Raw genomic sequence first — 23213 nt, forward strand, 5'->3', positions numbered from 1 at the left:
TCGTTCGAGCCTAAACGTCAGCGGCGTCGGGCTGCGCGCGCGGTGGCCGCGGGCGTCTCGGAGCGGCGGTCGGGCAACGTCCGCGCGCACGACAGCAGGACACCGCACGCTATGAGCACCGACAGAAGCGACGTGCCGCCCTGCGACATGAACGGCAGCGGGACGCCGAGCACCGGGAAGATGCGCAGGACGACGCCGATGTTCACGAGCGCCTGCCCGACGATCCAGAGGGTGATCGCGCCGGCGACGATCCGCACGAAGGTGTCATCGGTGCGACGGATGATGTGGAACGCACCGACCGCGAACAGCGCGAACAGCAGCAGGACCACGAGGCATCCGATCAAACCGAGCTCTTCACCGATGATCGCGAAGATGTAGTCGTTCGCGGCCGCCGGCAGCCAGTCGTACTTCTCTTTCGAGTTGCCGAGACCGAGCCCCAAGAGCCCTCCGCTCGCGAGACCCCAGACCCCGTGCAGGGACTGGTAGCAGGAGGTGTAGTAGCAGGAGGCGTCGTCGGGATTGAACAGGCTCGTGATACGCGCCATGCGGTTCTCGCTGCCGACCGCCGAGGCGAGGACCACCCCCACCGACAGCACCGCGGGAACGATGAACATGCGGAGCTTGATCCCGGCGAAGAACAGGGCGCCGAGCACCACGAGGACGAGGATCATCACCGTGCCGAGGTCTTTTCCCCCCAGCACGGTCCCGATGACGAGGACGGCCACCGGCACGACGGGGATGAACACGTGCTTCCACGCGGTCAGCAGACGGCGTTTGCGGTAGAGCACCGCGCCCATCCACAGGGCGAGCGCGAGCTTCAGGAACTCGGCGGGCTGGAACTGGAACCCGGCGATCTGCACCCAGTTGCGGTTTCCGTACGACTCGATGCCGAGGCCGGGCACGTAGACGAGGAGCTGGAACAGCGTCGCGAAGATCAGGACCGGCCAGGCGATCTTCTTCCAGAACGCCATCGGTGCGCGGCTCAGGGCGAACATCAGCGGGATGCCGACCACGGCGAAGACGCCCTGTTTCAGGACGTGATCGAAGGGGTTCTGTCCGCCGTCGAGAGCCGAGGTCGCCGACAGCACCATCACGAGCCCGAAACCCGTGAGCAGGAGGGCAGCCGAGGTGATCAGCAGGAACTCGGTCGAGACCGGGCGGAAAGCTCGGCCCAGGGAGACCCGTGCGGCGAGGCCGGGGGTGGAGGGCTCGTCGGGTGTCTGCCGGGGCGGCGGGGCCGTCGTGGTCACTCGCATCCCCCTCAGAGCTGTCGGGTCGTTCCGTCTTCGTTCGCGAGCCATGCCCGCACCGCGTCGGCGAATCGCTCACCGCGGTCGGAGTACGACGCGAACTGATCGAAGGACGCCGCCGCCGGGGCGAGGAGCACGGTGTCCCCGTCCTGGGCGACGCCCGCCGCCAGTTCGACGACGCGTGTCATGACGTCCTCAGTCTCGGTGTGGTCGACCTCGAAAACCGGCACCTCGGGGGCGTGTCGCTCGAACGCCGTCACGACGGCCGTCCGCTCCGTGCCGATGACGATCGCCGCTCGGGCGCGAACACCGCGCGAACGGACGAGATCGGTGAGGTCGACGCCCTTCAGCAGGCCGCCCACGATCCACACCGCGCCGGGGTACGCGGCGAGCGACGACGCCGCCGCGTGCGGGTTGGTCGCCTTGGAGTCGTCGACCCACGTGACACCCGCGTGCGCGGCGACGACCTGGATGCGATGCGGGTCGAGGCGGAAGCGCTCGAGAGCGTCGTGGATGTCGGCCGGTGACACGCCGAGCGAGCGAGCGAGGGCGCTCGCGGCGAGGATGTTCGCCACCACGTGCGGCGCGGCGAGCCCGACCTCGGCCAGGTCGGCCACCGTCGTCAGCTCGAGGGCGGACGTGGCACGCTCCTCGAGAAACGCCCGATCGACCAGGATGCCGTCGACCACACCGAAGTCGCTCGGCCCGGGCACTCCCAGGTCGAAGCCGATCGCTCGAGCCCCCTCCTCGACCTCGGCGTCCTCGACCATCTCGCGCGTGGCGACGTCGGCCTTGTTGTAGACGCACGCCACGCGCGTCCGGGCGTAGACCCCCGCCTTCGCGTCACGATAGGCCTCGGCGCTGCCGTGCCATTCGAGGTGGTCGTCGGCGAGGTTGAGGCAGACCGCGGCATGCGGGGACAGAGCCTCGGGCCCGGTCTGCCGGTTGAGGTACCAGAGCTGGTGGCTCGACAGTTCGACGACGAGGGCGTCGAAGCCGTTCGGGTCGCGGACGGCGTCGAGCACGGGGGTCCCGATGTTGCCCACCGGGGCGGCGCGCAGTCTGCCCGCGACGAGCATCTCCGCGGTGAGGCGCGTCGTGGTGGTCTTGCCGTTCGTGCCGGTGATGAGGATCCAGTCGGCCGGCGAGCCGTCGGGACGCACGACCTTGTCGCGCACCCGCCACGCGAGCTCGACGTCTCCCCAGAGCGGGACGGCGTTCTCGATCGCCCACCGGATGACGGGGTGCGACGGGGGGAATCCCGGGGACGCGAGCACGACCTCGGGCGCGAAGTCGACCAGTTCGGCCGGCGGTTCCGCGAGCGGTCCGACGTGGAGCCGCGCCCCGATCACGGGCAGCAGGCGCGCGTACTCCTCGTCGGCCTTCTCAGTGACGACGAAAACCTCGGCGCCGAGCTCGGCGAGCGTGTCGGCGGCGGAGAACCCGGTGACCGACAGACCGAGCACCGCGACGCGCAGGCCCTTCCAATCGGCGTACCAGCTCGTGAGGGTGGAGAGATCGCTCATACGCGGGAGAGCCATTCGACGTAGAAGAAGCCGACGCCGGACACCGCGAGCAGACCCGCGATGATCCACATGCGCACGACGATGGTCACCTCGGGCCATCCCCTCATCTCGAGGTGGTGGTGCAGAGGGCTCATGAGGAACAGACGTTTACCCCGCGTGATCTTGAAGTACGCGCGCTGCAGGATGACGGACCCGGAGGCGATCACGTACACGCCGGCGATGAGGATCAGCAGCAGTTCGGTGCGGGTGAGGATCGCCATGGCCGCGACCACGCCGCCGATGGCCATCGATCCGCAGTCGCCCATGAAGACCTTGGCCTTCGGGGCGTTCCACCAGAGGAACCCGACGAGCGCGCCGACGAACGACGCCGACACGATGGCCAGATCGAACGGATCGCGCACCGCATAGCATCCGGCCTGCACCGTGGGATCGAGGACGTCCGCGCACATCTGCTTGTTCTGCCAGAACGCCATCAGGCTGTAGGCGCCGATCACGAAGATGCCGGAGCCCGCGGCGAGCCCGTCGAGTCCGTCGGCGACGTTGACCGAATTGGATGCCGCGGTGCCGATGAGCGAGATCCACGCGAGGTACAGCAGCCACCCGACGATCGGGCCGAGCGCGAACAGCGACAGGACCTGGATGTCGCGGAAGATCGAGATGTACCCCGACGCCGGCGTCTGACCGAAGGCGTTGGGGAAGTTCAGCGCGACGACGGCGAACGGTACCGTCACGATGACCTGGCCCGCGATCTTGCGCCACCCCGACAGTCCGAGGCTGTTCTGCAGGCGCACCTTCATGTAGTCGTCGATGAAGCCCACGACGCCGAAGCCGAGCATGAGCCACAGGACCAGGAGTCCGGAGATCGTCGGAGGGTTGTTTCCGGCGTAGGAGCCGATGAAGTACCCGATGATCGTGCCCAGGATGAAGATCGTGCCGCCCATCGTGGGCGTTCCGCGCTTGGCCCCGTGAGAGGGGTTGTGCACGTTCTCGGGGGTACGGATGACCTGGCCCCAGCCCCACCGCCGGAACCATCGCAGGAAGACCGGCGTGAGGAACAGGGTGAAGGCCAGCGAGATCCCCGCCGATGTCAGTAGTGATCTCACGCGAACAACTCTCCCAGACGGTCGCCGAGGAAGCGCAGGCCGGCGGAGTTCGACGACTTCACGAGCACCCGGTCACCGTCACGGAGTTCGGTGGACAGGTAGTCGTACGCGGCGTCGGCATCGGCGAAGAAGACCGCCTCGCCGTCCCACGATCCCTGGGCGATCGCCTCGAGGTACATGCGCCGCGCCTCGGGCCCGATCACGACGATGCGTTGGATGCGAAGGCGCACCGCCAGCAGGCCGACGCGGTCGTGCTCTTCATCGGCGTACTCCCCCAGCTCGCTCATCGCGCCCAGGACGGCGACCGTCCGCTCCCCGGGGCCGGTGATCTGCGCGAGGGTGCGAAGCGCCGCAGCCATCGAGTCGGGGCTGGCGTTGTAGGCGTCGTTGATGATGCGGACGCGGTCGGAGCCCAGCGGCTGCATGCGCCAGCGCTCGGCGATCTCGACGGTCTCGAGGCGCGCGATCGCGTCGGCAGCGGGCACGCCGAGCGCGGTGGCGGTCGTCAGCGCGGCGAGGGCGTTCATGACGTGGTGCTCTCCGAGCACGCGCAGGGTGAGGGTGTGCGGCTCTCCGTCGACGATCAGATCGGCGCGGGTCCCGGATGCCGAGACCTCGACGTCGACGGCGCGGACGGCCGCGCGCTCCCCCCGGCCGAACCAGCGGACGTCCTGTCCGCGGTCGCGCGCGAACGGCTCCATGGCGGCGACGCGCGGATCGTCGGCGTTGAGCACGGCGAGCCCGCCCTCTCGCGTGGCGTGCACGAGCTCGCTCTTGGCGTGGAAGGTGGACTCGATCCCGCCGAATCCGCCCGCGTGCGCCATACCCACCATGAGGACGACGCCGACGTCGGGGGTGACGAGACCGGCCAGGTGCGCGATGGCTCCCGGCGCGCTGGCACCGAACTCGCTCACGAGGTAGCGGGTCTTCTCGGTCACGCGGAGCATCGTGAGTGGCGCGCCGACCTCGTTGTTGAACGACGCGCGCGGCGACACGGTCTCGCCCTCGTCGCTCAGGATGCGGGCGAGGAGGTTCTTCGTCGTGGTCTTGCCGTTCGAGCCGGTGATCCCGATGATGCGCAGATCGCCGTTCCGCCGAACCCGGGCCACCACGTCGCGGGCGAGGTCGGACAGCGCGGCCACGGCATCCGGGACGACGATCTGGGTCACCTCGTCGTCGACCTCCCGCTCGACGATCGCGAGGACCGCCCCGCGCTCGACCGCGGTGCCGACGAAGAGGTGCCCGTCGGTGGTCTCGCCGGGTTTGGCGACGAAGATGTCGCCCGGCTCGATGAGACGCGAGTCGGTGTCGACGAGACCCGCGACGAGGGTGTCGGGAGTGTCGCCCGCGCGGAGGACGAGACGCCCACCGACGGCGTCGGCGAGATGGGAGAGGCTCGTGGAGATCATTGCTGTGCGAACGCCCTTTCCGTGTCGCATTCGTTACCGAGACGAGACCGGCGTCGGCGGCGTCTCAGCCGAACTTGGGCAGTTCGGGGGTCGTGGTTCCGGACGGGATCACGCGATAGGTCTTGAGAACCTGCGTGAGGGCCTTCTGGAACGCGGGGGCGGTTGCCGCGGACGATTTTACCGTCCGCGGCTCGTCCAGGTTGACCTCGACGACGTACTGGGGGTCGTCCGCGGGGGCGAAACCGATCATCGTGGTGAAGTACGCGTCGCCCTTGTAGGCGCCGGTCTGCGGGTCGGTCTTCTCACCGGTACCCGTCTTGATCGCGACACGGTAGCCGGGGATCTCGACCTGCTTGGCGAGCGTGCCCTGCGTGGCGACGTTCTCGAGCATGAGCGAGACCTGCCGCGCGGCGGCCTCGGAGACCACGCGCGTGCCCTGCGCGTCGGGGACGTCGGTGACCGTACCGTCGGCGGCGGTGCAGCCCTCGACGAGAGAGAGCGGCATCCGCACGCCCCCGTTCGCGATCGTCTGGTAGGCGCCCGCGAGCTGCGGCACCGTCACGGAGATGCCCTGGCCGAACGTCGTGTTGTAGAAGGTCTGCTTGTCCCACTGCGAGGGGTCGCGCATGATGCCGGACGACTCGCCTGGGAAGTCGACCCCCGTCTGCTGGGTGAGCCCGAACTTCTCGAGGTACGAGACGCGGGTGTCGAGCGGGATCATCTCGCCGAACTTCGAGATGCCGACGTTCGACGAGTCGATGAGGACGCCCGTCAGCGTGTAGTTGTTCGCGCCGTGCGAGAACGAGTCGGACACGCGCGCATCACCGGGGAGCGTCTCGCTTCCGGACGCGGTGACCGTCGTGTCCGCGGTGAAAGCGCCCGAGTCCAGGCCGATGGCCGCGGTGATCGCCTTCATCGTCGATCCGGGTTCGTTCGGGTTGCCGAAGGCCGCACTCCCGCGGTCGTCCGCCGGCGTCGACGTCGGGTCGTTGGGGTCGACCGTCGGGTACTCGGCGAGGGCGCGGATCTTGCCGGTCTTGGCCTCGACAACCGTGATCGTGCCGCGCAGCGAGCCGGTGTTCTGCACCTGCTCGGCGATCAGCTGGCTGAGGTACCACTGCAGGTCGCGGTCGATCGTGAGCTTGAGGGTTCCGCCGTCGACGGCCGGCTCGGTCTCGACCTCGGTCCCGGGCAGCACGTTGCCGTCACGGCCCTGCTGGAAGACGACCTTGCCGTTCTGCGAGGCGAGGCACGCGTTGTCCGCGGATTCGAGCCCCGCGAGCGGTTCGCCGTCGCTGCCGACGAAGCCGACGAGGTTTCCGGCGACGGCGCCGTCGGGGTAGATGCGCCCCGCCTGCGGCGGGAAGCTGAGGAACGGCAGACCCAGCGCCGCGAGAGCGCGGTACTGCTCGGTCGAGACTCGTTTCGCCACATTCGCCCAGCGGGAGTCGGGGTTCGCCGCGACAGCGTCGGTCACGATCTTCTCGACGTCGGCCGGGTCCTGACCCGTGATCCCCGCGATCTGCGCCGCGATCTGGCTCCAGGTCTGGGTGACCTCGACGTTCCCGGAGTCGTCGCGGTCGGTCAGTCCCTGGGCCGCGAGCTTGGGGTCGATGTCGACGTCGTAGCGATTCACGCTCGCCGCGAGGGTCACGCCGTTCTCATCGACGATCGATCCGCGGGAGCCGTAGATCGTGCGCGAGTCCTGCATGCCCATGGCCAGCGAGTCGTCCACGTGTTCGCGGGCGTTCACGACCTGGATGTCGACGAGACGGACGACGAAGGCGATCAGCACCACCAGGACGACGCCCAGGGCGATCACCGTGCGTCGCCGCGGAGAACGGGTGAGGGAAGTCGTCATGTGCTTATCGTGTCGCGGGCGTCGGCAGACCGTCGCTGATCGGCGGGGGTGTCGCAGAACCAGCGGGCGGAGCCGTCTGATCGGGGGTCGCCGCGCCGGGCGTCGCCTCGGCGGGCGCGTTCGCGGCCGGCTCCGCCGGAGTCTGCGGCTTGGTGGCGAGCGGAACGCCCGAGATGAGGGCGTTGCGCACCGACCCGCGGCCGAGCGCGTCGACGGACGACACGTTCTCGGCGGGCTTCCCCGACCCGATCACGGCGCCGTCGCTGAGACGGAGGTAGGTCGGCGACTCGTCTATGACCATTCCGAGGGCGGCCGCGTTCGCCGCGAGGTACTGCGGCGAGCTGAGACCGGCCACGTCGTCGTTGAGGATCTGCTTCTGGTAGGTCAGGTCGCGCTGCTGCTGCGTGAGCGAGGCGATCTCGAAGGAGCTCTGCGTGGTGAGGATCGACAGCCCCATCTGCACGAGCGCGATGAGTACCGCCCCGGCGACGGCGATGACGCCGAAGGCACGACGCGGCGCGCGGCGACGCGCCGGCGCGGGAACGGCCTGCAGGCGACGGGGCTCGCGGATCGGCGTCGGGAACTCCGGCTCGAGTCCGGTGTGGACAGCCCGCAGATCGATGGCCTGGGGTGCGCTCATGCGTCCTCCTGGATTCGCTCGGCCGCACGCAGACGCACGGGGGTGGCGCGGGGGTTGGCCGCGCGTTCTTCGTCACTGGCGAGTTCGGCTCCGCGCACGAGGAGGCGGAACTTGGGCGCGTGCTCGGGAAGCTCGACCGGAAGACCACGGGGAGCCGTGGATGCCGTGGCCTCGGCGAACACGCGCTTGACCAGCCGGTCCTCGAGCGACTGGTATGACAGCACGACGATGCGCCCGCCCACGCCCAGCACCTTCAGGGCGGCGGGGATGGTGCGCTCGAGCACCGACAGCTCGGCGTTGACCTCGATGCGCAGGGCCTGGAAGACGCGCTTGGCCGGGTGGCGCTCGCGCAGAACGGCGGCGGGCGTGGCCGCCTGCAGCACGTCGACCAGCTGACCCGACCGCTCGAGCGGGGCATTCGCGCGCGCGGCGATGATGGCGCGCGCGTAGCGTCCGGCGAGCTTCTCTTCGCCGTAGCGCTCGAAGATCCGGCGCAGATCGCCCTCGCCGTAGGTCGCGAGCACCTCGGCCGCCGTGACGCCCGTCGTCTGGTCCATGCGCATGTCGAGCGGGGCGTCCTGCGCGTAGGCGAAGCCGCGCGAGGCCTCGTCGAGCTGGAGCGAGGACACGCCGAGGTCGAACAGGATGCCGTCGACCTTGTCGACACCCGCGGATGCCACGGCCTCCGCGATCCCGTCGTACACGGTGTGGACGAGGGTGACGCGGTCGCCGAAGCGCGCCAGACGCTCCCCCGCGATGCGCAGGGCGTCCGTGTCGCGGTCCAGGCCGATGAGGCGCGCGGTCGGGAAACGCTCGAGGAACGCCTCGGAGTGCCCGCCCATGCCCAGCGTGCCGTCGACGAAGACGGCATCCGGTCGCTGGAGGGCCGGAGCCAGCAGCTCGGCGCACCGATCGAGGAGGACGGGGGTGTGGATGTCGCGGATGTCCATGAGATGTCGGGGGTCTCCTCGGCTCTGATCCCCATCCGCATCGACCTGGCGCCGGGGAAGTGCGTCAGGGCATGCGGCTGGGAGTCACAGCCGAGGATCAGAAGAGTCCCGGGATCACCTCCTGCTCCATCTCGGCGTACGTCTCTTCGTTGCTCTCGGCGTAGGAGTTCCACGCCTCGGCGTCCCAGATCTCGGCGTGGGCGCCGACGCCCGTGACGACCAGTTCGCGACCGAGGCCGGCATAGGCGCGGAGAGCCGGGGGCACGGTGATGCGGTTCTGGCTGTCGGGCTTCTCGGCGCTGGCCCCCGAGAGGAACATGCGCAGGAAGTCGCGGGCCTGCTTGTTGCTCAGCGGAGCCTCGCGGATCCGCTCGTGCACGCGCTCGAACTCCTCGGTGCTGAACACGTAGAGGCAGCGGTCCTGCCCCCGGGTGATCACCACTCCGGCGCCGAGATCGTCACGGAACTTCGCCGGCAGGATGACCCGGCCCTTGTCGTCGAGCTTGGGGGTGTGCGTACCGAGCAGCATTCGGGTGTCCACCCCCTTCGTCCGGCCTGCGAAGTTTCCCCCACTTTACTCCACTGCCCTCCACTTGGCTATCGATTCGCGCCCTCTTCTGGGCGAACTCCCCCTCGTGTACAGTCCGCTCGCCACGCGCGCAGGGCGCGTGCAACCGCGGAACGGCGCGGAAGCCGCCCGCGCGGCCGCGATTCGACGACGCGGGTGGAGGAAAAGGGAGGGATGCCGCGACAGCGGCGCGGCGCGTGGAGACGGAAGCCCGTGACGCCGGCCGGGGCGATCGCGGCGCAACGTCGCCGATCACTCGCGGCAGTGACGCCGCGGGGCCGCGGGAGGCGTCGGGCCGCGCTCCTCGCGACGCATAAACGCTGTTCGCGCACAGAAACACGAGGAGATCGCGTTTATGCGAGCGAACAGCGTTTATGGGCGGATGCCAGGACCGCAGCCGGCAGAACCTGCAGGGCGCACGAAACCTGCCGGGCGCACGAAAAAGCACCGGCTCCGAAGAGCCGGTGCTTATCGAGGACGGAAGGGCTTAGCGCTCCTCGTTGCGGCGGTCCCACCGATCGTTCATGCGATCCATGAAGGAGGCGCCGGATGCGCGCGGGGCGCGGGTCGCGGAGGGAGACGCTGAGGCCGCGCGGTGGGAGCCCTTCATCGGCGTGACCGCGAGGACGACCCCGCTGACCATGAGGATGAACCCGAGGACACCGATCGCGATACCGAGGAACCCCGTATTGAAACCGATCGAGACGCCCGCGACGAGAGCACCGAGGCCGGCCAGCACGAGGATGGACCCGTAGACGATGTTGCGGTAACTGAGGGCGCGTCCGGGGGCAGTGACGACATCGGCGTCGTGACTCATGAGATGGCGCTCCATCTCGTCTAGCAGACGCTGCTCCTGTTCGGAGAGTGGCATGCATCCCCCTCTGTTGCTAAGTACGGACGATTCTACGCGGGGCGTGGATCACTAGGCTAGGCCCGTGGTGACCTCCCCGGAACCGATCGAAGCTGTTTCCCAGCGACTCGACAAGTTCCTTTCTGACCAGCTATCGTACGCCTCCTCGCTGGGGCCGGAGGCGGAAACGATGAGCCGCGCCGGCGCCGCATCGCTGCGCGGCGGCAAGCGCCTGAGGGCACGGTTCTGCCTCACCGGCTGGCGCGCCGTCATCGAGTCGTCGGGGGCGCGCGACACGAGCCTCACCCCCGCGGCGGTCTCGGTCGCGGCGGCCCTCGAGATCTTCCAGGCGGCGGCGCTCGTCCACGACGACATCATCGACAACTCCGACACGCGGCGCGGACAGCCCGCAGCGCACCGCGCGCTCGAAGCCGCGCATGCGGCGGCGGGATGGACCGGCGACGCCGCGATGTTCGGACGCTCGGGAGCGGTGCTGCTCGGCGACCTGCTGGTGGCGTGGAGCGACGACCTGCTCGAGGAGGCCCTCGCCGATCAGTCCACGGCGGCGGCGACGCGACGGTTCTACGCGGACATGCGCCGCGACGTCACGATCGGTCAGTTCCTCGACGTCGCGGAGGAGTCGGCGTACGCCGTGTATCCCGACGAGGAGCACGCCGAACGCGCGCTGCGCGTGGCGTCCTACAAGTCGGCGCGGTACAGCATCCAGAAGCCGCTCGAGATCGGCGCCGCCTTCGCCGGAGCGGACGACGAGCAGCTCGATGCGCTCGGGCGCTTCGGGCACGACGTCGGAATGGCTTTCCAGCTGCGCGACGACGTGCTCGGGGTCTTCGGCGACACGGCCGTGACGGGCAAGCCCGTCGGGGACGACCTCCGAGAGGGGAAGCGGACTGTGCTCGTCGCTTTCGCCCGCGAGGCACTGCCCGCGCCGGCCCGGCGCACCGTCGACGAGCTTCTCGGCGATGCCGAGCTGGATGCGGCGCAGATCAGCGCCCTGCAGAACACGATCGTCGACACGGGCGCGCTCGCCCGCACCGAGGAACTGATCGCCGACTACTCACGGCGCGCAGACCGGGCCCTGGCCGGCGCCCGGCTCGGCGACGCCGCGGTCGGCGAGCTGCGCGACCTCGCCCGCGCCGCCACGCAGCGCTCGTCCTGACCCGCCGCCGATCGGCGGTGGGCGGAAGCCCGGGGGCGGGCGGAAGCCCGGCGGCGGGCGGAATCAGGCGAGGGTCGCTGCGACCCGTCGCACCTCGCTCTTACGCCCCGCCAGGAGCGCTTCGATCGGGGCGACGCCGATGGTGTCTTCGGGCGTGAGCAGCCAGTCGATGGTCTCGTCCTCGTCGAAACCGGCATCGTGCAGGACGATGATCGTCCCCCGCAGCGCCGGCAGGGGACGGCCGTCGACGACGAAGACCGAGGGGATGCGCAGCACGCCGTCGCGACGCGAACCGACGAGGTAGTGCTCGTCGAGCAGACGACGGACGCGTCCGTGCGACTCGCCCAGCACCTCGACGAGATCGGGGATGGTCAGCCACGCGGTTTCGTAACGGGGTGTATCGCTCACGGCCCCATCCTCTCATCGGCGACGGCACGGCGACCATCCGTCATCCCCTCCGTCATCCGGCACCGTCTTCGTCACATCCGTCACACCGACCTCACGCGTTGACATCCTTCCCAGGCCGTGCGAGCGTTTTGAGCAGTCGGAAGAACGGAATCCCCCACCATGCGACGACTCCCCTCCCCCACGCTGCCCGCGCGCGCCACCGTGATCTGGCCCGCAGCGGTCGTCGGCACGATCGCCCTCGCCCTCACCGGCGAGGGCACAGCCCACGCGGCACCGCCGGCGCCTCTCGCGGCGCTCCCCCCGGCTCCCGCACCCCTCGGACAGATCCCGGTGCTCGCCGTCGCCACGAGCACGCCCGCGACGCACACCGTCGAACCCGGAGACACCGTCTGGGACATCGCGCAGCGGTACGGCCTCGACGTCGCGGCCCTCCAAGCGGCCAACGGTCTGGCCGCCGACAGCGTCATCCGCCCCGGCCAGGTGCTCGCGCTCGGCGTCGCCGTATCTCAACCCGCCGCGCCCCCACCCGCCGCTCCCGCGCCTGAGCCCGTCCAGGTCACGTACGAAGTGACCGCCGGCGACACCGTCTCGGCGATCGCGTCCGCGCACGGAGTCTCGACCGATGCCGTCCTGTCCGCCAACGGGCTCACTCGCGACTCGATCATCTACCCCGGAGAAGTGCTGCAAATCCCCTCCGCGACCGCACCCGGTCCGGCATCCGTGGGTCCGGTGCTCGCGCCCGGTCTCGATGCGGAACAGTCCGAGAATGCCCGGCTCATCATCCGCATCGGGCGCGAGCTCGGCGTGTCCGACCGTGGCATCCTGATCGCCCTCGGCACAGCGATGCAGGAGTCGTGGCTGCGAAACCTCGACTGGGGCGATCGCGATTCCCTCGGGCTGTTCCAGCAGCGCCCGAGCACGGGCTGGGGCACGCCCGAACAGATCCTCGATCGGGAGAGATCCATCCGCGTTTTCTACGGCGGACCGGCAGACCCGAACGGCTCCGACACGCGCGGGCTCCTCGACATCCCCGGCTGGGAGGGTCTGCCGTACGCCGACGCCGCGCAGGCGGTGCAGATCTCGGCCTACCCCGACCGATACGCCCAATGGGAGCAGCCCGCGACCACCTGGCTCGCCGTTCTGGGCTGAGGTAGGGGTGAGCCGCTCCCCGGGCTCCCAGGGGGCGCTCCGTAGACTCGACACGTGAGCACGAGTCAGCAGGCCGACCCGCTGATCGGCCGTCTCGTCGACGGTCGGTACCGGGTTCGCGCGCGCATTGCGCGCGGCGGCATGGCGACCGTGTACGTGGCGACCGACCTCCGGCTCGAACGCCGCGTGGCGCTGAAGGTCATGCACGGGCACCTCAGCGACGACACCGTCTTCCAGAGCCGGTTCATCCAAGAGGCCCGCTCTGCCGCGAGACTGAGCGACCCGCACGTGGTGAACGTGTTCGACCAGGGGCAGGACGGCGAGATGGCCTACCTGGTCATGGAGTACCTGCCCGGCATCACTTTGCGCGAGCTCCTGCGCGAGCACAAACGCCTGACGGTCGATCAGACGCTGACGATCATGGATGCCATCCTGTCGGGCCTCGCGGCCGCGCACCGCGCCGGGATCGTCCACCGCGACGTCAAGCCCGAGAACGTGCTCCTGGCCGAGGACGGGCGCATCAAGATCGGCGACTTCGGCCTCGCCCGTGCGACCACCGCCAACACCGCGAGCGGTGCGCAGCTGATGGGGACGATCGCGTACCTCGCGCCCGAGCTGGTGACGCGCGGCACCGCCGACGCCCGCAGCGACATCTACTCGCTCGGCATCATGCTGTACGAGATGCTCGCCGGCGAGCAGCCCTACAAGGGCGAGCAGCCGATGCAGATCGCCTACCAGCACGCGACCGACTCGGTCCCGCGTCCGAGCGCAAAGAACCCCGCCGTCCCCGAGCAGCTCGACGAGCTCGTGCTCTGGTCGACCGAACGCGAGCCCGACGATCGTCCCGTCGACGCGGGCGTGATGCTCCAACGCCTGCGGGAGGTCGAGAAAGAACTCGGCCTCGCCCCCCAGGTGGCGCGCGCCGTTTCGGTGGGAACGGTCGGCCCGGCCACGGCGGCCGAGTCGCGCGAGCTGACGAAGGTGCTCCCCCAGACCGCCACGATCCCCGACGCGCCGCCCGAGGACGCCGACAACGCGACCCGGTTGCGCGCGAAGACGCGCCGGCGGACCGCCCGGGGCATCTGGTTGCTGCTGCTCGTCCTCGTTCTCGCGGGCGGGTCCGCGACCGCCGGGTGGTACTTCGGCTCGGGGCCCGGCTCACTCGTCGAGGTGCCCGACGTCTCTCAACGGAGCTATGCGGATGCCGAGGCCCTCCTCGCGCAGAACCAGTTGCTCGCGCAGTCCCAGGACGTCAACGACCGGGAGATCCCGGCGGGGACGACGGTCGGCTCCGACCCGACGGCGGGGTCGCGCCTCGACAAGGACACGGTCGTCACGGTCTTCGTCTCGGCCGGACCCGCCATTCACCAGATCCCCGAGCTGCAGGGCAAGAGCCTCGACGAGGTCCAGGGGATCCTGGAGAGCGTCTACGTGGGTGTGACGAGCGTCGCGCAAGAGTTCACCGACGCGGGACCAGACACCGTGCTCTCGGCATCCATCACTCCCCGCTCCGGCGGCGACGCGATCGACTGCACCGGGGGCTGCACGATCTACGAGGGCGACGCCGCGTCGCTGACGACATCGCTCGGACCGGTCCCGGACGTCGCGGGCCTCAAGACCGCCGACGCCGAGAGCAAGCTCCAGTCGGTCGGCCTGAAGACCACGACGAGCGAGGAGTACAGCAACTCCGTCGCCTCGGGCACCGTGATCGCGATCGGCGATCGCGACGGAGGCGGTAACTGGCGCCCCGGCGACATCGTCACTCTCCGCGTCTCGATCGGGCCGAAGCCCGTCATGATCCCCGAGAACATCGTCGGTATGACGATCCGCGAGGCGGTCTCGACGCTCGAGAACCTCGGCTTCGAGGTGAATGCCGGCATCGACGACGGCACGCTCCCGCTGGGATTCAAGTACTGGGACATCTACAAGGTGCGCTCGAGCAACCCTAAGGCGGGCACGACCGCGCCGCAGGGCAGCACGGTGACGTTGACGCCGACCCTGTAGGACGGCTTCACGGGTCGGGGCATGGCTTCGACGAGCTCAGCCACCGCGCGCCGCGCGGGTGTCCGGAGTCCCGGAGACCGCTGACGGTCCCTGAGCCCGTCGCAGGTCCCCGAGCCTGTCGAAAGGACCCGCCCGCGAACCACGACGCCCCCGACCGCAACGGATCGGGGGCGTCGGACGGGCGAACGGCCTCAGCGCTTCTCGAGCTCCTCGGCCACGAGGAACGCGAGCTCGAGGCTCTGACGGTGGTTCAGACGGGGGTCGCACAGGCTCTCGTAGCGCGTCGCGAGGGTGGCCTCGTCGATCTGCTCCGACCCGCCCAGGCACTCGGTGACGTCGTCGCCGGTGAGCTCGACGTGGATGCCGCCGGGATGGGTTCCCACGGCGCGGTGGGCCTCGAAGAAGCCGCGCACCTCGTCGACGACGTCGTCGAAGCGACGCGTCTTGTACCCGGTGGGCGTCGTGATGCCGTTGCCGTGCATCGGGTCGGTGACCCAGAGCGGCGTGGCGCCCGAGTCGCGGACGGCCTCGAGCAGCGGGGGCAGCGCGTCGCGGATCTTGCCGGCGCCCATGCGCGTGATGAACGTCAGGCGACCGGGCTCGCGCTCGGGGTCGAGCTTGTCGATCAGCGCGAGCGCCGTCTCGGCCGTCGTGGTGGGTCCGAGCTTCACGCCGATGGGGTTGCGGATTTTCGAGAAGTAGTCGACGTGCGCGCCGTCGAGCTCGCGGGTGCGCTCACCGATCCACTGGAAGTGCGACGAGGTGTTGTAGGGCAGGCCGGTGCGCGAGTCGATGCGGGTCATGGGGCGCTCGTAGTCCATGAGCAGACCCTCGTGGCCGGTGTAGAACTCGACGCGCGTCAGCTCGTCGAAGTCGGCGCCGGCCGCCTCCATGAACTTGATCGCCCGGTCGATCTCGGTCGCCATGCTCTCGTACGCCTGATTGGCGGGGGTCGAGGCGAAGCCCTTGTTCCAGCTGTGCACCTCGCGCAGGTCGGCGAAGCCACCCTGCGTGAAGGCGCGGATGAGGTTCAGCGTCGACGCGGCCGTGTGGTAGCCCTTGAGGAGGCGGGCGGGATCGGCCTTGCGCGACTCCTCGGTGAAGTCGTACCCGTTGACGATGTCGCCGCGGTAGGCGGGGAGCGTGACTCCCCCGCGGGTCTCGACGTCGCTCGAACGGGGCTTCGCGAACTGGCCCGCCATGCGACCCATCTTCACCACGGGCATCGACGCGCCATAGGTCAACACGACGGCCATCTGGAGAACCGTCTTGATGCGGTTGCGGATCTGCTCGGCGGTCGCGCCGGCGAACGTCTCGGCGCAGTCACCGCCCTGCAGAAGGAAGGCCTGACCGGCGGCGGCACGAGCGAGACGATCGCGCAGGATGTCGACCTCGCCGGCGAAGACCAGCGGCGGGAGGGTCGCCAATTCTGCGGATGCCGCGGCCACCGCGCCCTCGTCATACCACTGCGGCTGCTGCTTGATGGGCAAGGTCCGCCAGTGGTCGAGGTCGTGGAGCTGCTGATTCACCCCTGAAGTCTAGTGGCGCGACGCGGGCGCCTTCGCCGCCCGGGCAGTGGCCAGACGGTCCTTCACCGTCGAGGCGTAGACGTCCTCGTAACGCTGCTCGCCGAGGCGCTGAAGGGCCACCATGATCTCGTCGGTGACGGACCGCAGGATGTAGCGGTCACCCTCCATGCCGTCGAATCGAGAGAAGTCGAGGGGCTCTCCGATGATGATGCCCACGCGTCCCACGCGGGGCAGTCGCTGGCCGATCGGCATGACCGCACCGGTGTCGACCATGACCACCGGGATGACCGGGACCCGCGCTTCGAGCGCCATGCGTGCGATGCCCGTACGGCCACGGTAGAGCGTGCCGTCGGGGCTGCGCGTGCCCTCGGGATAGATGCCCAGGAGCTCCCCGCGACCGAGGACCCCGAGGCCCGTGTTCAGCGACGCCTCAGACGCCTTGCCCCCGGAACGATCGATCGGCAGTTGGCCGGTGGCCGTGAAGAACAGGCGCGTGGCCCAGCCCTTCAGCCCCTTGCCCGTGAAGTAGTCGCTCTTGGCCAGGAATGCCATCCGCCGGTCGATCATCAGGGGCAGGAAGATCGAGTCGGAGAACGACAGGTGGTTGCTCGCCAGGATCGCCGCGCCCTCGCGCGGGATGTTCCGCCGACCCACGAGCCACGGACGGAACACGGCCTTGATGACCGGTCCGATCACGACGTACTTCATGAGCCAGTAGAACATCGTCAGCGCTCCTTGCCCGCCAGGTCTGCGACGCCGATGAGACCGGCGTCATTGCCCAGTCGCGCGATCGTGAACTCGGCCACCGGACGTTCACCGTACCCCGGGAGCGAGGTCTCGTACGCGAGCTTCACGGGTGCGAGAAGATCTTCCCCGAGCTGCGCCACGCCGCCGCCGATCACGAACAGTTCCGGATCGAGCACGGCCTGGAATCCTCCGCAGGCCTCGCCGAGCGCGGTGGCGACGCGGCGCAGGGCTTCGAGCGCCCCGGGGTCGCCCGCGAGCACCAATCGCGAGATGGCGGTACCGGGGATCGCCCCCTTCTCGTCGCGCACGGCGGCCAGGGCAGCGCCGACACCGCCCTCGTCGGCGATGGCGTTCGCTTCGCGCTGCAGGGCGCGGCCGGACGCGTACTGCTCGAGGCATCCGTTCTGTCCGCATCCGCACGGGTGACCGCCGCGAATGAAGCGCATGTGACCGAGCTCGGCACCGATGCCGTGACCGCCGCGGAACAGTTCGCCGTCGGTGACGACAGCGCCGCCGACGCCGGTGCCCATGGTCAGCATGACCATGTCGCGGACGCCGCGACCGGCCCCGAAGCGATACTCGCCCCAGCCGGCCGCATTGGCGTCGTTCTCGATGGTGACGGGGGCGTGCAGGCGATCCTCGAGACGGGCGCGCAGCGGTTCGTTGCGCCAGTCGATGTTCGGGGCGTAGATGACGGTGCTGCGGTCCGAGCTGATGAAACCGGCAGCCGCGACACCGATCGCGTGGATCTCGTGGGTCCGGCGCAGGTGATCGGCCATGTCGACGACGGCATCCACCAACGCGGCGGGATCGATGGGGGTGTCCACGCGGAGCTTCTCGACGATCGTGCCGTCTTCGGCGACGACGCCGCCCGCGATCTTCGTGCCTCCGATGTCGATGCCGACGTTCTGCACCGTGCTCCCCTCCGGCCTGCCACCCGGCGCGGCCCGGAGAAGTCTAGCCACCCCGGGGGACGCCTGCCGGACGGGGCGTCCGCCACGGAGCGGTGATGTCGTCCGGATAGACTCGATGCACCGATCGACATTTTTCCGGTACCGAAGGAGTTGCCGTGATCCAGTTCGACCTTCCCCCCGTCGTCGAAGCAGACCCGGATGCCAACGCGTCCGACCTGCTGGCCGACCGTGTCCGGGCGACCCCCGACCGGCCGCTGTTCGCCGTCCCCGATGCGCAGGGGTGGCGCGACATCACCGCCGCCGAGTTCGAGCGGCAGGTGATCGCGCTGGCCAAGGGGTTCGTCGCGGCGGGAATCCAGCCCGGCGAGAAGGTGGCGTTCATCGCGCGCACCACATATGACTGGACACTCGTCGACTTCGCGCTGTTCTACGCCGGAGCGATCATGGTGCCGGTCTACGAGACGAGCTCGCCGTCGCAGATCTCGTGGATCGTCTCGGACTCGGGAGCGATCGCCGTCGTCGTGGAGTCGCCCGAGCACGCCGCGCGGCTCGACGAGGTGCGCAGCGATCTCCCCCTGGTCCGCGAGGTCTGGGAGATGCACACGGGAGCCCTCGACGCCCTGGTGGCGAACGGCACCCACATCACCGATGAAGAGATCGAGCGGCGCCGCCACCTCGCCAAGGCTTCCGATGTAGCGACCCTGATCTACACCTCGGGATCGACCGGCCGGCCCAAGGGCTGCGTCCTCGTGCACAGCAACTTCGTCGAGCTCGCTCGCAACTCGGCGAAGGCCCTGCACGAAGTCGTCGAGACGCCCGGCGCCTCGACCCTGCTGTTCATCACGACGGCGCACGTGTTCGCCCGCTTCATCTCGCTGCTGAACGTGCACGCGGGGGTCAAGACCGGGCATCAGCCCGACACCAAGCAATTGCTCCCCGCGCTCGGGTCGTTCAAGCCGACGTTCCTTCTGGCCGTGCCCCGCGTGTTCGAGAAGGTCTACAACTCCGCCGAGCAGAAGGCCGAGGCCGGCGGCAAGGGCAAGATCTTCCGCGCCGCCGCCGACGCGGCGATCGAGCACTCGCAGCGTCTACAGGACGGCAAGCCCATCCCGCTGCTGCTGAAGATCAAGTTCGCCCTGTTCGACAAGCTCGTCTATTCGAAGCTCCGGGATGCCATGGGCGGACGCGTCGTGTACGCCGTCTCGGGGTCCGCTCCCCTGGGTCCGCGCCTCGGCCACTTCTTCCGCAGCCTCGGCGTGGTGATCCTCGAGGGCTACGGCCTCACCGAGACGACGGCGCCGGCGACCGTCAACCTCGCCACCAAGTCGAAGATCGGCACCGTCGGGCCCGTCCTCCCTGGTGTCGGCATCCGTCTCGCCGACGACGGCGAGATCCAGGTGCGCGGGGTGAACGTGTTCCGCGAGTACTGGCAGAACCCCGAAGCCACGGCCGAGGCGTTCGACGGCGAATGGTTCAAGACGGGCGACATCGGCGCGTTCGACGGTGACGGCTTCCTCGCCATCACCGGGCGAAAGAAGGAGATCATCGTCACCGCCGGGGGCAAGAACGTCGCCCCCGCGGCCCTCGAGGACCCCATCCGCGCCAACCCGATCGTCGGTCAGGTCGTCGTGGTCGGCGACCACAAGCCGTTCATCTCGGCCCTCGTGACGCTCGACCCCGAGATGCTGCCCACGTGGCTCGCGAACAACGGGCTGCCGGCCGACATGTCACTCGCGGACGCGGCGACCAACGAGAAGGTGCGCGCCGAGGTGCAGGGCGCGATCGACCGTGCGAACACGCGCGTCTCGCGCGCGGAGTCGATCCGCAAGTTCACGATCCTGCCCACCGAGTGGACCGAGGCCAGCGGGCATCTCACGCCGAAGATGAGCATCAAGCGCAATGTCATCGTGAAGGACTACGCCGACGCCATCGAGGACATCTACGCGGTGCCGATCAACACCACCAACGTCTCGCTGCCCTGACGCGAACGGGAAGCGGCCCGGCTCCTCACGAGGAACCGGGCCGTTTCCGTGTCATCCGCCGGGAGTGGACGCGCCTCGACGCGCATCCGGCTCCCGTGATGGGCGCGCGTCAGAACCAGTCGCTCTCGCGGATCTGGCGCATGGCCTCACGCCGCGTCTCGGCCGGGAGACGCGAGAGGTACAGCATGCCGTCGAGGTGGTCGGTCTCGTGCTGGAGCGCCTGCGCGAGCAAGCCCTCGCCCTCGAGCACGACCTCGTTGCCGTCGAGATCGATGCCGACGACCTTCGCCCACGGGTAGCGCGTCGCCTCGTGCCAGAGCCCAGGGACGGAGAGGCACCCCTCCCCCACGAGCTGCGGCTCGCCGCGGGTCTCGACAAGCACGGGATTCAGCACGTAACCGATGTCGCCGTCGATGTTGTAGCTGAACGCGCGCAGCCCCACACCGATCTGCGGGGCGGCGACTCCGGCGCGCCCGGGAGGCTCGACGGTGTCGAGGAGGTCGCGGACGAGCGCATGGATGCCGTCGTCGATCGTCTCGATCGTCGCACTGGGCGCGCGCAGGACCGGGTCGCCGAACAGGCGGATGGGCCGAACGGTCATGCTGCCGCCACCGGGGCGCGCAGACCCTCGACGACGGCCGCGGCCAGTTCGCGGGCCGCCAGACGGGTCTCGGGCTGAAGATCGCGGAACGAGATGGCGCTGCCGGCCGCGATCCGGGGGTCGTACGGCATCCGGATCACCGTCTGCACGCGCGTGCGGAAGTGCGCTTCGAGCTCGCTCTCGCGCACGAGCGGCGTGCCGGGTCGCGCGGAGTTCAGGACGACGATGGCCGAGCGCACACGGTCCGCGTAGCCGTTGGTCTCGAGCCACGTCAGGGTCTCGGACGCCAGCCGCGCCTCGTCGACCGAGAGTCCCGCCACGACCACGAGGGAGTCCGCGCGCTCGAGCGTCGCCTCCATCACCGAGTGGACGATGCCCGTGCCGGTGTCGGTCAGCACGATCGAGTAGTAGTGCGCGGCGACGTCGGCGACCTGACGGTAGTCGTCGTCGCTGAAGGCCTCGGACACACGGGGATCGGAATCGGATGCCAGGACGTCGAGGCGCGTGGCATCCCGCGCCACGATCGACGACACGTCGTGGTAGCCGTCGACCTCGTCGTGCGCGCGCACGAGATCGCGCACCGTGCGGCCGTTCGGCCGGCCCACGCGATCCGCGAGCGTTCCGCGATCGGGGTTCGCATCGACGGCGATGACGCGGTCGTCGCGTGCATCGGCGAGGGCCATCCCCAGGAGCGAGGTGACCGTGGTCTTGCCCACGCCGCCCTTGCGGGAGAGGACCGGCACGAAACGGGCACCTCCGGCGAGGGGCGCGGCGATGCGACGGTCGAGCTCTTTGCGCTGGCGGGCGCGGCGGCCGTCACCGAGGTTGATGCGGTGACCGGACACCGAGTACACGAGTTGCTGCCACAGCCCTTCGGGCTCGGGCCGGGCGACCTGGCGCGGGTCGAGCAGACGGTCGGCGGTGAGCAGATCGGGGCTCTCGCGTGCGTCGTCGATGGAGCTCAGCCGCTTCGACGCGAGCGTCAAGTCGGAGCCCGGGGTCCGGACGCGCTCGGCCGCGTGCGCGCGATCGACGCGGGCTGCTTCGCCCGCCTGGTGGATCTCACGGCGCGTCAGGGGCACGGTGCCGATCGCTCCCGTCGCGGCGCGCTCCGCGCGGGTGCGGGGGACGGAGCCGGTCGTGGTCGGGACCGCGCCGGTCGTGGGGATCGCGCCGGTGGCCGGAGCCGCGGCGGGCGTGGTCTCCGCGCTCGGGGCAGCAACGGAAGCCTGCTCGGCGTCGAGATCGTCGGGCTCCGGGGAGCCGGCCGCGACCGCTTGCGCCGCATCGGCCTTCGGGGCCGCGTTCGTCTCGGTGGGGCTCGCGTCGGACTCGCTCACGTCGACCTCATTCCGTTCGGGCGCATCCGTGGCGGGTTCGTCGGGCTCGGACTCGGCGGGCTCGAACTCGCCGTTCCCGAACTCATCTCCCGCGGGCTCGACATCGACGACCTCCGCGTCGGCGTGCTCGCGCGCACGCTGCTCCGGCTCGACCTGATCGAGATCCGAGTGCTCGGGCTCGAGGTGCTCGGGCTCGGGCTCGAGGTGCTCGGGCTCAAGGTCGTCCTCGTCCTCGGCGTGGGAGCCATCAGCCTGAGCGGCCTCGATGGACTCCGCCTCCGCGAGCTCCACCCCCGCCGGCTCGCGCTCCGCGGGCACGGAGTCAGCGGTCTCCGCGTGACCTGTCTCCGTGCTGCCGGAGTTCTCCGCCTCCGGAGCCTCCGACTCGGCCAGCTCCTGCTCCGCGAGCTCCCGCGCGACGAACTCCTCCTCGGAGGCGTCCTCGGCGTCGAGATCACCGGCGAGATCATCGGCAAGATCTTCGACAGTGGCATCCTCGACGGCGAGGTCAGCGACGGACAGGTCGTCCGAGGCGAGGTCATCGGCGGCGGCGCCCTCCGGGGCGAACTCCCCCTCGGGCTGAGATCCCGCGTCCTCCGCCTCGAAGACGTCGGTCGACAGCACGAGCTGCTGCGGGTCGGGCGCCGGATCGAACTCGTCGGTCGACAGGATCACCTGCGGTTCAACGCGCTCATCGTCGAACGCCGGAACGAACACCTCGTCGTGCGGGGCGGACGCGACGGACTCGCCGGGCTCGTCCGTCGGCACCTCCCCGACGATCTCGGCGTCGTGCACCTCGAGGTCGCCCTCGTTCTCGGCATCCACCTCGTCGTGGGGTTCGAGGATGATGTCGCCGGTCGGGAGGTGCTCCACGTGCGGGTCGTCGTGCGCGGACAACGGCGGGTCGACCTGCGGCTCGGGAACGTGGGTGAGAGCGGGCGCCTCGGCCCCGCTGTCGAGGGTGAACGGGGAGCCGATGTTCTCGAACATCCGGATCTCGGCTTCGTCGACCGGCACCTCATCTTCGACCACGTCGTCGTCGATGTCGTCATCGTGGGAGGTCACGGGCAGGTCGACACTGACCTGCGCGATGTGTCCTCCGAGGATGGTGATGCTGGCTGTGTCGAGATTCCCGCTCTCGTCGAGCACGCCGTGCTCGGCGTTCTCGTCGGGGTTCGCGTCGGTGCGGTCGGGGGTCACTGCAG

The 23213-nt window shown here is 69.7% G+C and carries 19 protein-coding genes; 4 read left to right on the forward strand and 15 right to left on the reverse strand.

What is annotated here, in order from left to right; genetic code table 11:
- Positions 1-17 precede the first annotated feature (17 nt).
- The 9 genes from ftsW to NS283_RS06235 form a co-directional block, all read right to left on the reverse strand.
- A complete protein-coding gene (ftsW, locus tag NS283_RS06195) occupies positions 18-1256 on the reverse strand; it encodes a putative lipid II flippase FtsW (RefSeq protein ID WP_058596008.1) in 1239 nt (412 codons plus the stop codon).
- A gap of 5 nt (positions 1257-1261) precedes the next feature.
- Positions 1262-2776 carry a UDP-N-acetylmuramoyl-L-alanine--D-glutamate ligase gene (gene murD / locus NS283_RS06200; protein WP_058596009.1) on the reverse strand — a complete coding sequence of 505 codons (1515 nt, stop codon included), beginning with the start codon at positions 2774-2776 and terminating at the stop codon, positions 1262-1264.
- On the reverse strand, positions 2773-3879 hold the full coding sequence (gene mraY, locus NS283_RS06205) for a phospho-N-acetylmuramoyl-pentapeptide-transferase (RefSeq protein WP_058596010.1): 1107 nt from the start codon (positions 3877-3879) through the stop codon (positions 2773-2775). Before mraY ends, murD begins: the two co-directional genes overlap by 4 nt.
- A complete protein-coding gene (locus tag NS283_RS06210; protein WP_058596011.1) occupies positions 3876-5288 on the reverse strand; it encodes a UDP-N-acetylmuramoyl-tripeptide--D-alanyl-D-alanine ligase in 1413 nt (470 codons plus the stop codon). Before NS283_RS06210 ends, mraY begins: the two co-directional genes overlap by 4 nt.
- A 64-nt stretch (positions 5289-5352) precedes the next feature.
- Positions 5353-7149, reverse strand: coding sequence for a peptidoglycan D,D-transpeptidase FtsI family protein (locus NS283_RS06215; RefSeq protein WP_058596012.1), 1797 nt, complete (start codon positions 7147-7149; stop codon positions 5353-5355).
- A 4-nt stretch (positions 7150-7153) separates the two neighbouring features.
- Positions 7154-7789 (reverse strand): hypothetical protein, encoded by a 636-nt coding sequence (locus tag NS283_RS06220; RefSeq protein ID WP_058596013.1) that lies wholly within the window; start codon positions 7787-7789, stop codon positions 7154-7156.
- The gene (rsmH, locus tag NS283_RS06225; protein ID WP_058596014.1) at positions 7786-8739 is read right to left on the reverse strand and encodes a 16S rRNA (cytosine(1402)-N(4))-methyltransferase RsmH; all 954 of its coding nucleotides are present in this window, start codon (positions 8737-8739) and stop codon (positions 7786-7788) included. Before rsmH ends, NS283_RS06220 begins: the two co-directional genes overlap by 4 nt.
- A gap of 97 nt (positions 8740-8836) precedes the next feature.
- Positions 8837-9268, reverse strand: a complete 432-nt coding sequence (gene mraZ / locus NS283_RS06230; protein ID WP_058596015.1) for a division/cell wall cluster transcriptional repressor MraZ — start codon at positions 9266-9268, stop codon at positions 8837-8839.
- Positions 9269-9794: 526 nt separating this feature from the next.
- Positions 9795-10178: a DUF3040 domain-containing protein gene (locus NS283_RS06235; protein ID WP_058596016.1), complete on the reverse strand. Its 384-nt coding sequence runs from the start codon at positions 10176-10178 to the stop codon at positions 9795-9797.
- 64 nt (positions 10179-10242) lie between these two features.
- Here NS283_RS06235 and NS283_RS06240 point away from each other — a divergent pair, with 64 nt between their 5' ends.
- The gene (locus NS283_RS06240; protein WP_058596017.1) at positions 10243-11334 is read left to right on the forward strand and encodes a polyprenyl synthetase family protein; all 1092 of its coding nucleotides are present in this window, start codon (positions 10243-10245) and stop codon (positions 11332-11334) included.
- A 63-nt stretch (positions 11335-11397) separates the two neighbouring features.
- Here NS283_RS06240 and NS283_RS06245 read toward each other — a convergent pair whose 3' ends face one another.
- Positions 11398-11742, reverse strand: a complete 345-nt coding sequence (locus tag NS283_RS06245) for an Rv2175c family DNA-binding protein (protein WP_058596018.1) — start codon at positions 11740-11742, stop codon at positions 11398-11400.
- A gap of 159 nt (positions 11743-11901) precedes the next feature.
- On the opposite strand from NS283_RS06245, the gene NS283_RS06250 reads away from it, so the two are divergent.
- Together NS283_RS06250 and pknB are read left to right on the forward strand one after the other, a co-directional pair.
- Complete coding sequence (locus NS283_RS06250) at positions 11902-12891, forward strand: LysM peptidoglycan-binding domain-containing protein (protein ID WP_058596019.1); 990 nt, start codon at positions 11902-11904, stop codon at positions 12889-12891.
- 54 nt (positions 12892-12945) lie between these two features.
- Entirely contained in the window at positions 12946-14895 is a 1950-nt protein-coding gene (pknB, locus tag NS283_RS06255) for a Stk1 family PASTA domain-containing Ser/Thr kinase (protein ID WP_058596020.1), read from the forward strand.
- A 191-nt stretch (positions 14896-15086) separates the two neighbouring features.
- Here the strand turns inward: pknB and NS283_RS06260 are convergent, their stop codons facing one another.
- Genes NS283_RS06260 through NS283_RS06270 form a run of 3 tightly spaced genes read right to left on the reverse strand, consistent with a single transcriptional unit; the run spans position 15087 to position 18085 of the window.
- Positions 15087-16424 carry a class II 3-deoxy-7-phosphoheptulonate synthase gene (locus NS283_RS06260; RefSeq protein WP_058596021.1) on the reverse strand — a complete coding sequence of 446 codons (1338 nt, stop codon included), beginning with the start codon at positions 16422-16424 and terminating at the stop codon, positions 15087-15089.
- Between the two features lie 9 nt (positions 16425-16433).
- Positions 16434-17147, reverse strand: coding sequence for a lysophospholipid acyltransferase family protein (locus NS283_RS06265; RefSeq protein WP_058596022.1), 714 nt, complete (start codon positions 17145-17147; stop codon positions 16434-16436).
- Positions 17148-17149: 2 nt separating this feature from the next.
- Positions 17150-18085: an ROK family glucokinase gene (locus tag NS283_RS06270; RefSeq protein ID WP_058596023.1), complete on the reverse strand. Its 936-nt coding sequence runs from the start codon at positions 18083-18085 to the stop codon at positions 17150-17152.
- 155 nt (positions 18086-18240) lie between these two features.
- On the opposite strand from NS283_RS06270, the gene NS283_RS06275 reads away from it, so the two are divergent.
- Positions 18241-20067 carry an AMP-dependent synthetase/ligase gene (locus NS283_RS06275; RefSeq protein WP_058596024.1) on the forward strand — a complete coding sequence of 609 codons (1827 nt, stop codon included), beginning with the start codon at positions 18241-18243 and terminating at the stop codon, positions 20065-20067.
- Positions 20068-20176: 109 nt separating this feature from the next.
- On the opposite strand, the gene NS283_RS06280 is transcribed toward NS283_RS06275, so the two are convergent.
- Together NS283_RS06280 and NS283_RS19395 are read right to left on the reverse strand one after the other, a co-directional pair.
- Positions 20177-20668, reverse strand: coding sequence for a peptide deformylase (locus tag NS283_RS06280; RefSeq protein ID WP_058596025.1), 492 nt, complete (start codon positions 20666-20668; stop codon positions 20177-20179).
- Positions 20665-23208: a nucleotide-binding protein gene (locus NS283_RS19395; protein ID WP_346338350.1), complete on the reverse strand. Its 2544-nt coding sequence runs from the start codon at positions 23206-23208 to the stop codon at positions 20665-20667. Before NS283_RS19395 ends, NS283_RS06280 begins: the two co-directional genes overlap by 4 nt.
- Positions 23209-23213 lie beyond the last annotated feature (5 nt).

The sequence above is a fragment of the Microbacterium testaceum genome (genome assembly GCF_001476285.1).
Taxonomy (GTDB): Bacteria; Actinomycetota; Actinomycetes; order Actinomycetales; family Microbacteriaceae; genus Microbacterium; species Microbacterium testaceum_B.

What these genes read in the sequence shown, in the direction of transcription:
- ftsW (WP_058596008.1), bottom strand. Translation starts at nt 1,256, where the DNA reads ATGCGAGTGACCACGACGGCCCCGCCGCCCCGGCAGACACCCGACGAG.
- murD (WP_058596009.1), bottom strand. Translation starts at nt 2,776, where the DNA reads ATGAGCGATCTCTCCACCCTCACGAGCTGGTACGCCGATTGGAAGGGC.
- NS283_RS06210 (WP_058596011.1), bottom strand. Translation starts at nt 5,288, where the DNA reads ATGATCTCCACGAGCCTCTCCCATCTCGCCGACGCCGTCGGTGGGCGT.
- NS283_RS06215 (WP_058596012.1), bottom strand. Translation starts at nt 7,149, where the DNA reads ATGACGACTTCCCTCACCCGTTCTCCGCGGCGACGCACGGTGATCGCC.
- NS283_RS06220 (WP_058596013.1), bottom strand. Translation starts at nt 7,789, where the DNA reads ATGAGCGCACCCCAGGCCATCGATCTGCGGGCTGTCCACACCGGACTC.
- rsmH (WP_058596014.1), bottom strand. Translation starts at nt 8,739, where the DNA reads ATGGACATCCGCGACATCCACACCCCCGTCCTCCTCGATCGGTGCGCC.
- mraZ (WP_058596015.1), bottom strand. Translation starts at nt 9,268, where the DNA reads ATGCTGCTCGGTACGCACACCCCCAAGCTCGACGACAAGGGCCGGGTC.
- NS283_RS06235 (WP_058596016.1), bottom strand. Translation starts at nt 10,178, where the DNA reads ATGCCACTCTCCGAACAGGAGCAGCGTCTGCTAGACGAGATGGAGCGC.
- NS283_RS06250 (WP_058596019.1), top strand. Translation starts at nt 11,902, where the DNA reads ATGCGACGACTCCCCTCCCCCACGCTGCCCGCGCGCGCCACCGTGATC.
- NS283_RS06265 (WP_058596022.1), bottom strand. Translation starts at nt 17,147, where the DNA reads ATGTTCTACTGGCTCATGAAGTACGTCGTGATCGGACCGGTCATCAAG.
- NS283_RS06280 (WP_058596025.1), bottom strand. Translation starts at nt 20,668, where the DNA reads ATGACCGTTCGGCCCATCCGCCTGTTCGGCGACCCGGTCCTGCGCGCG.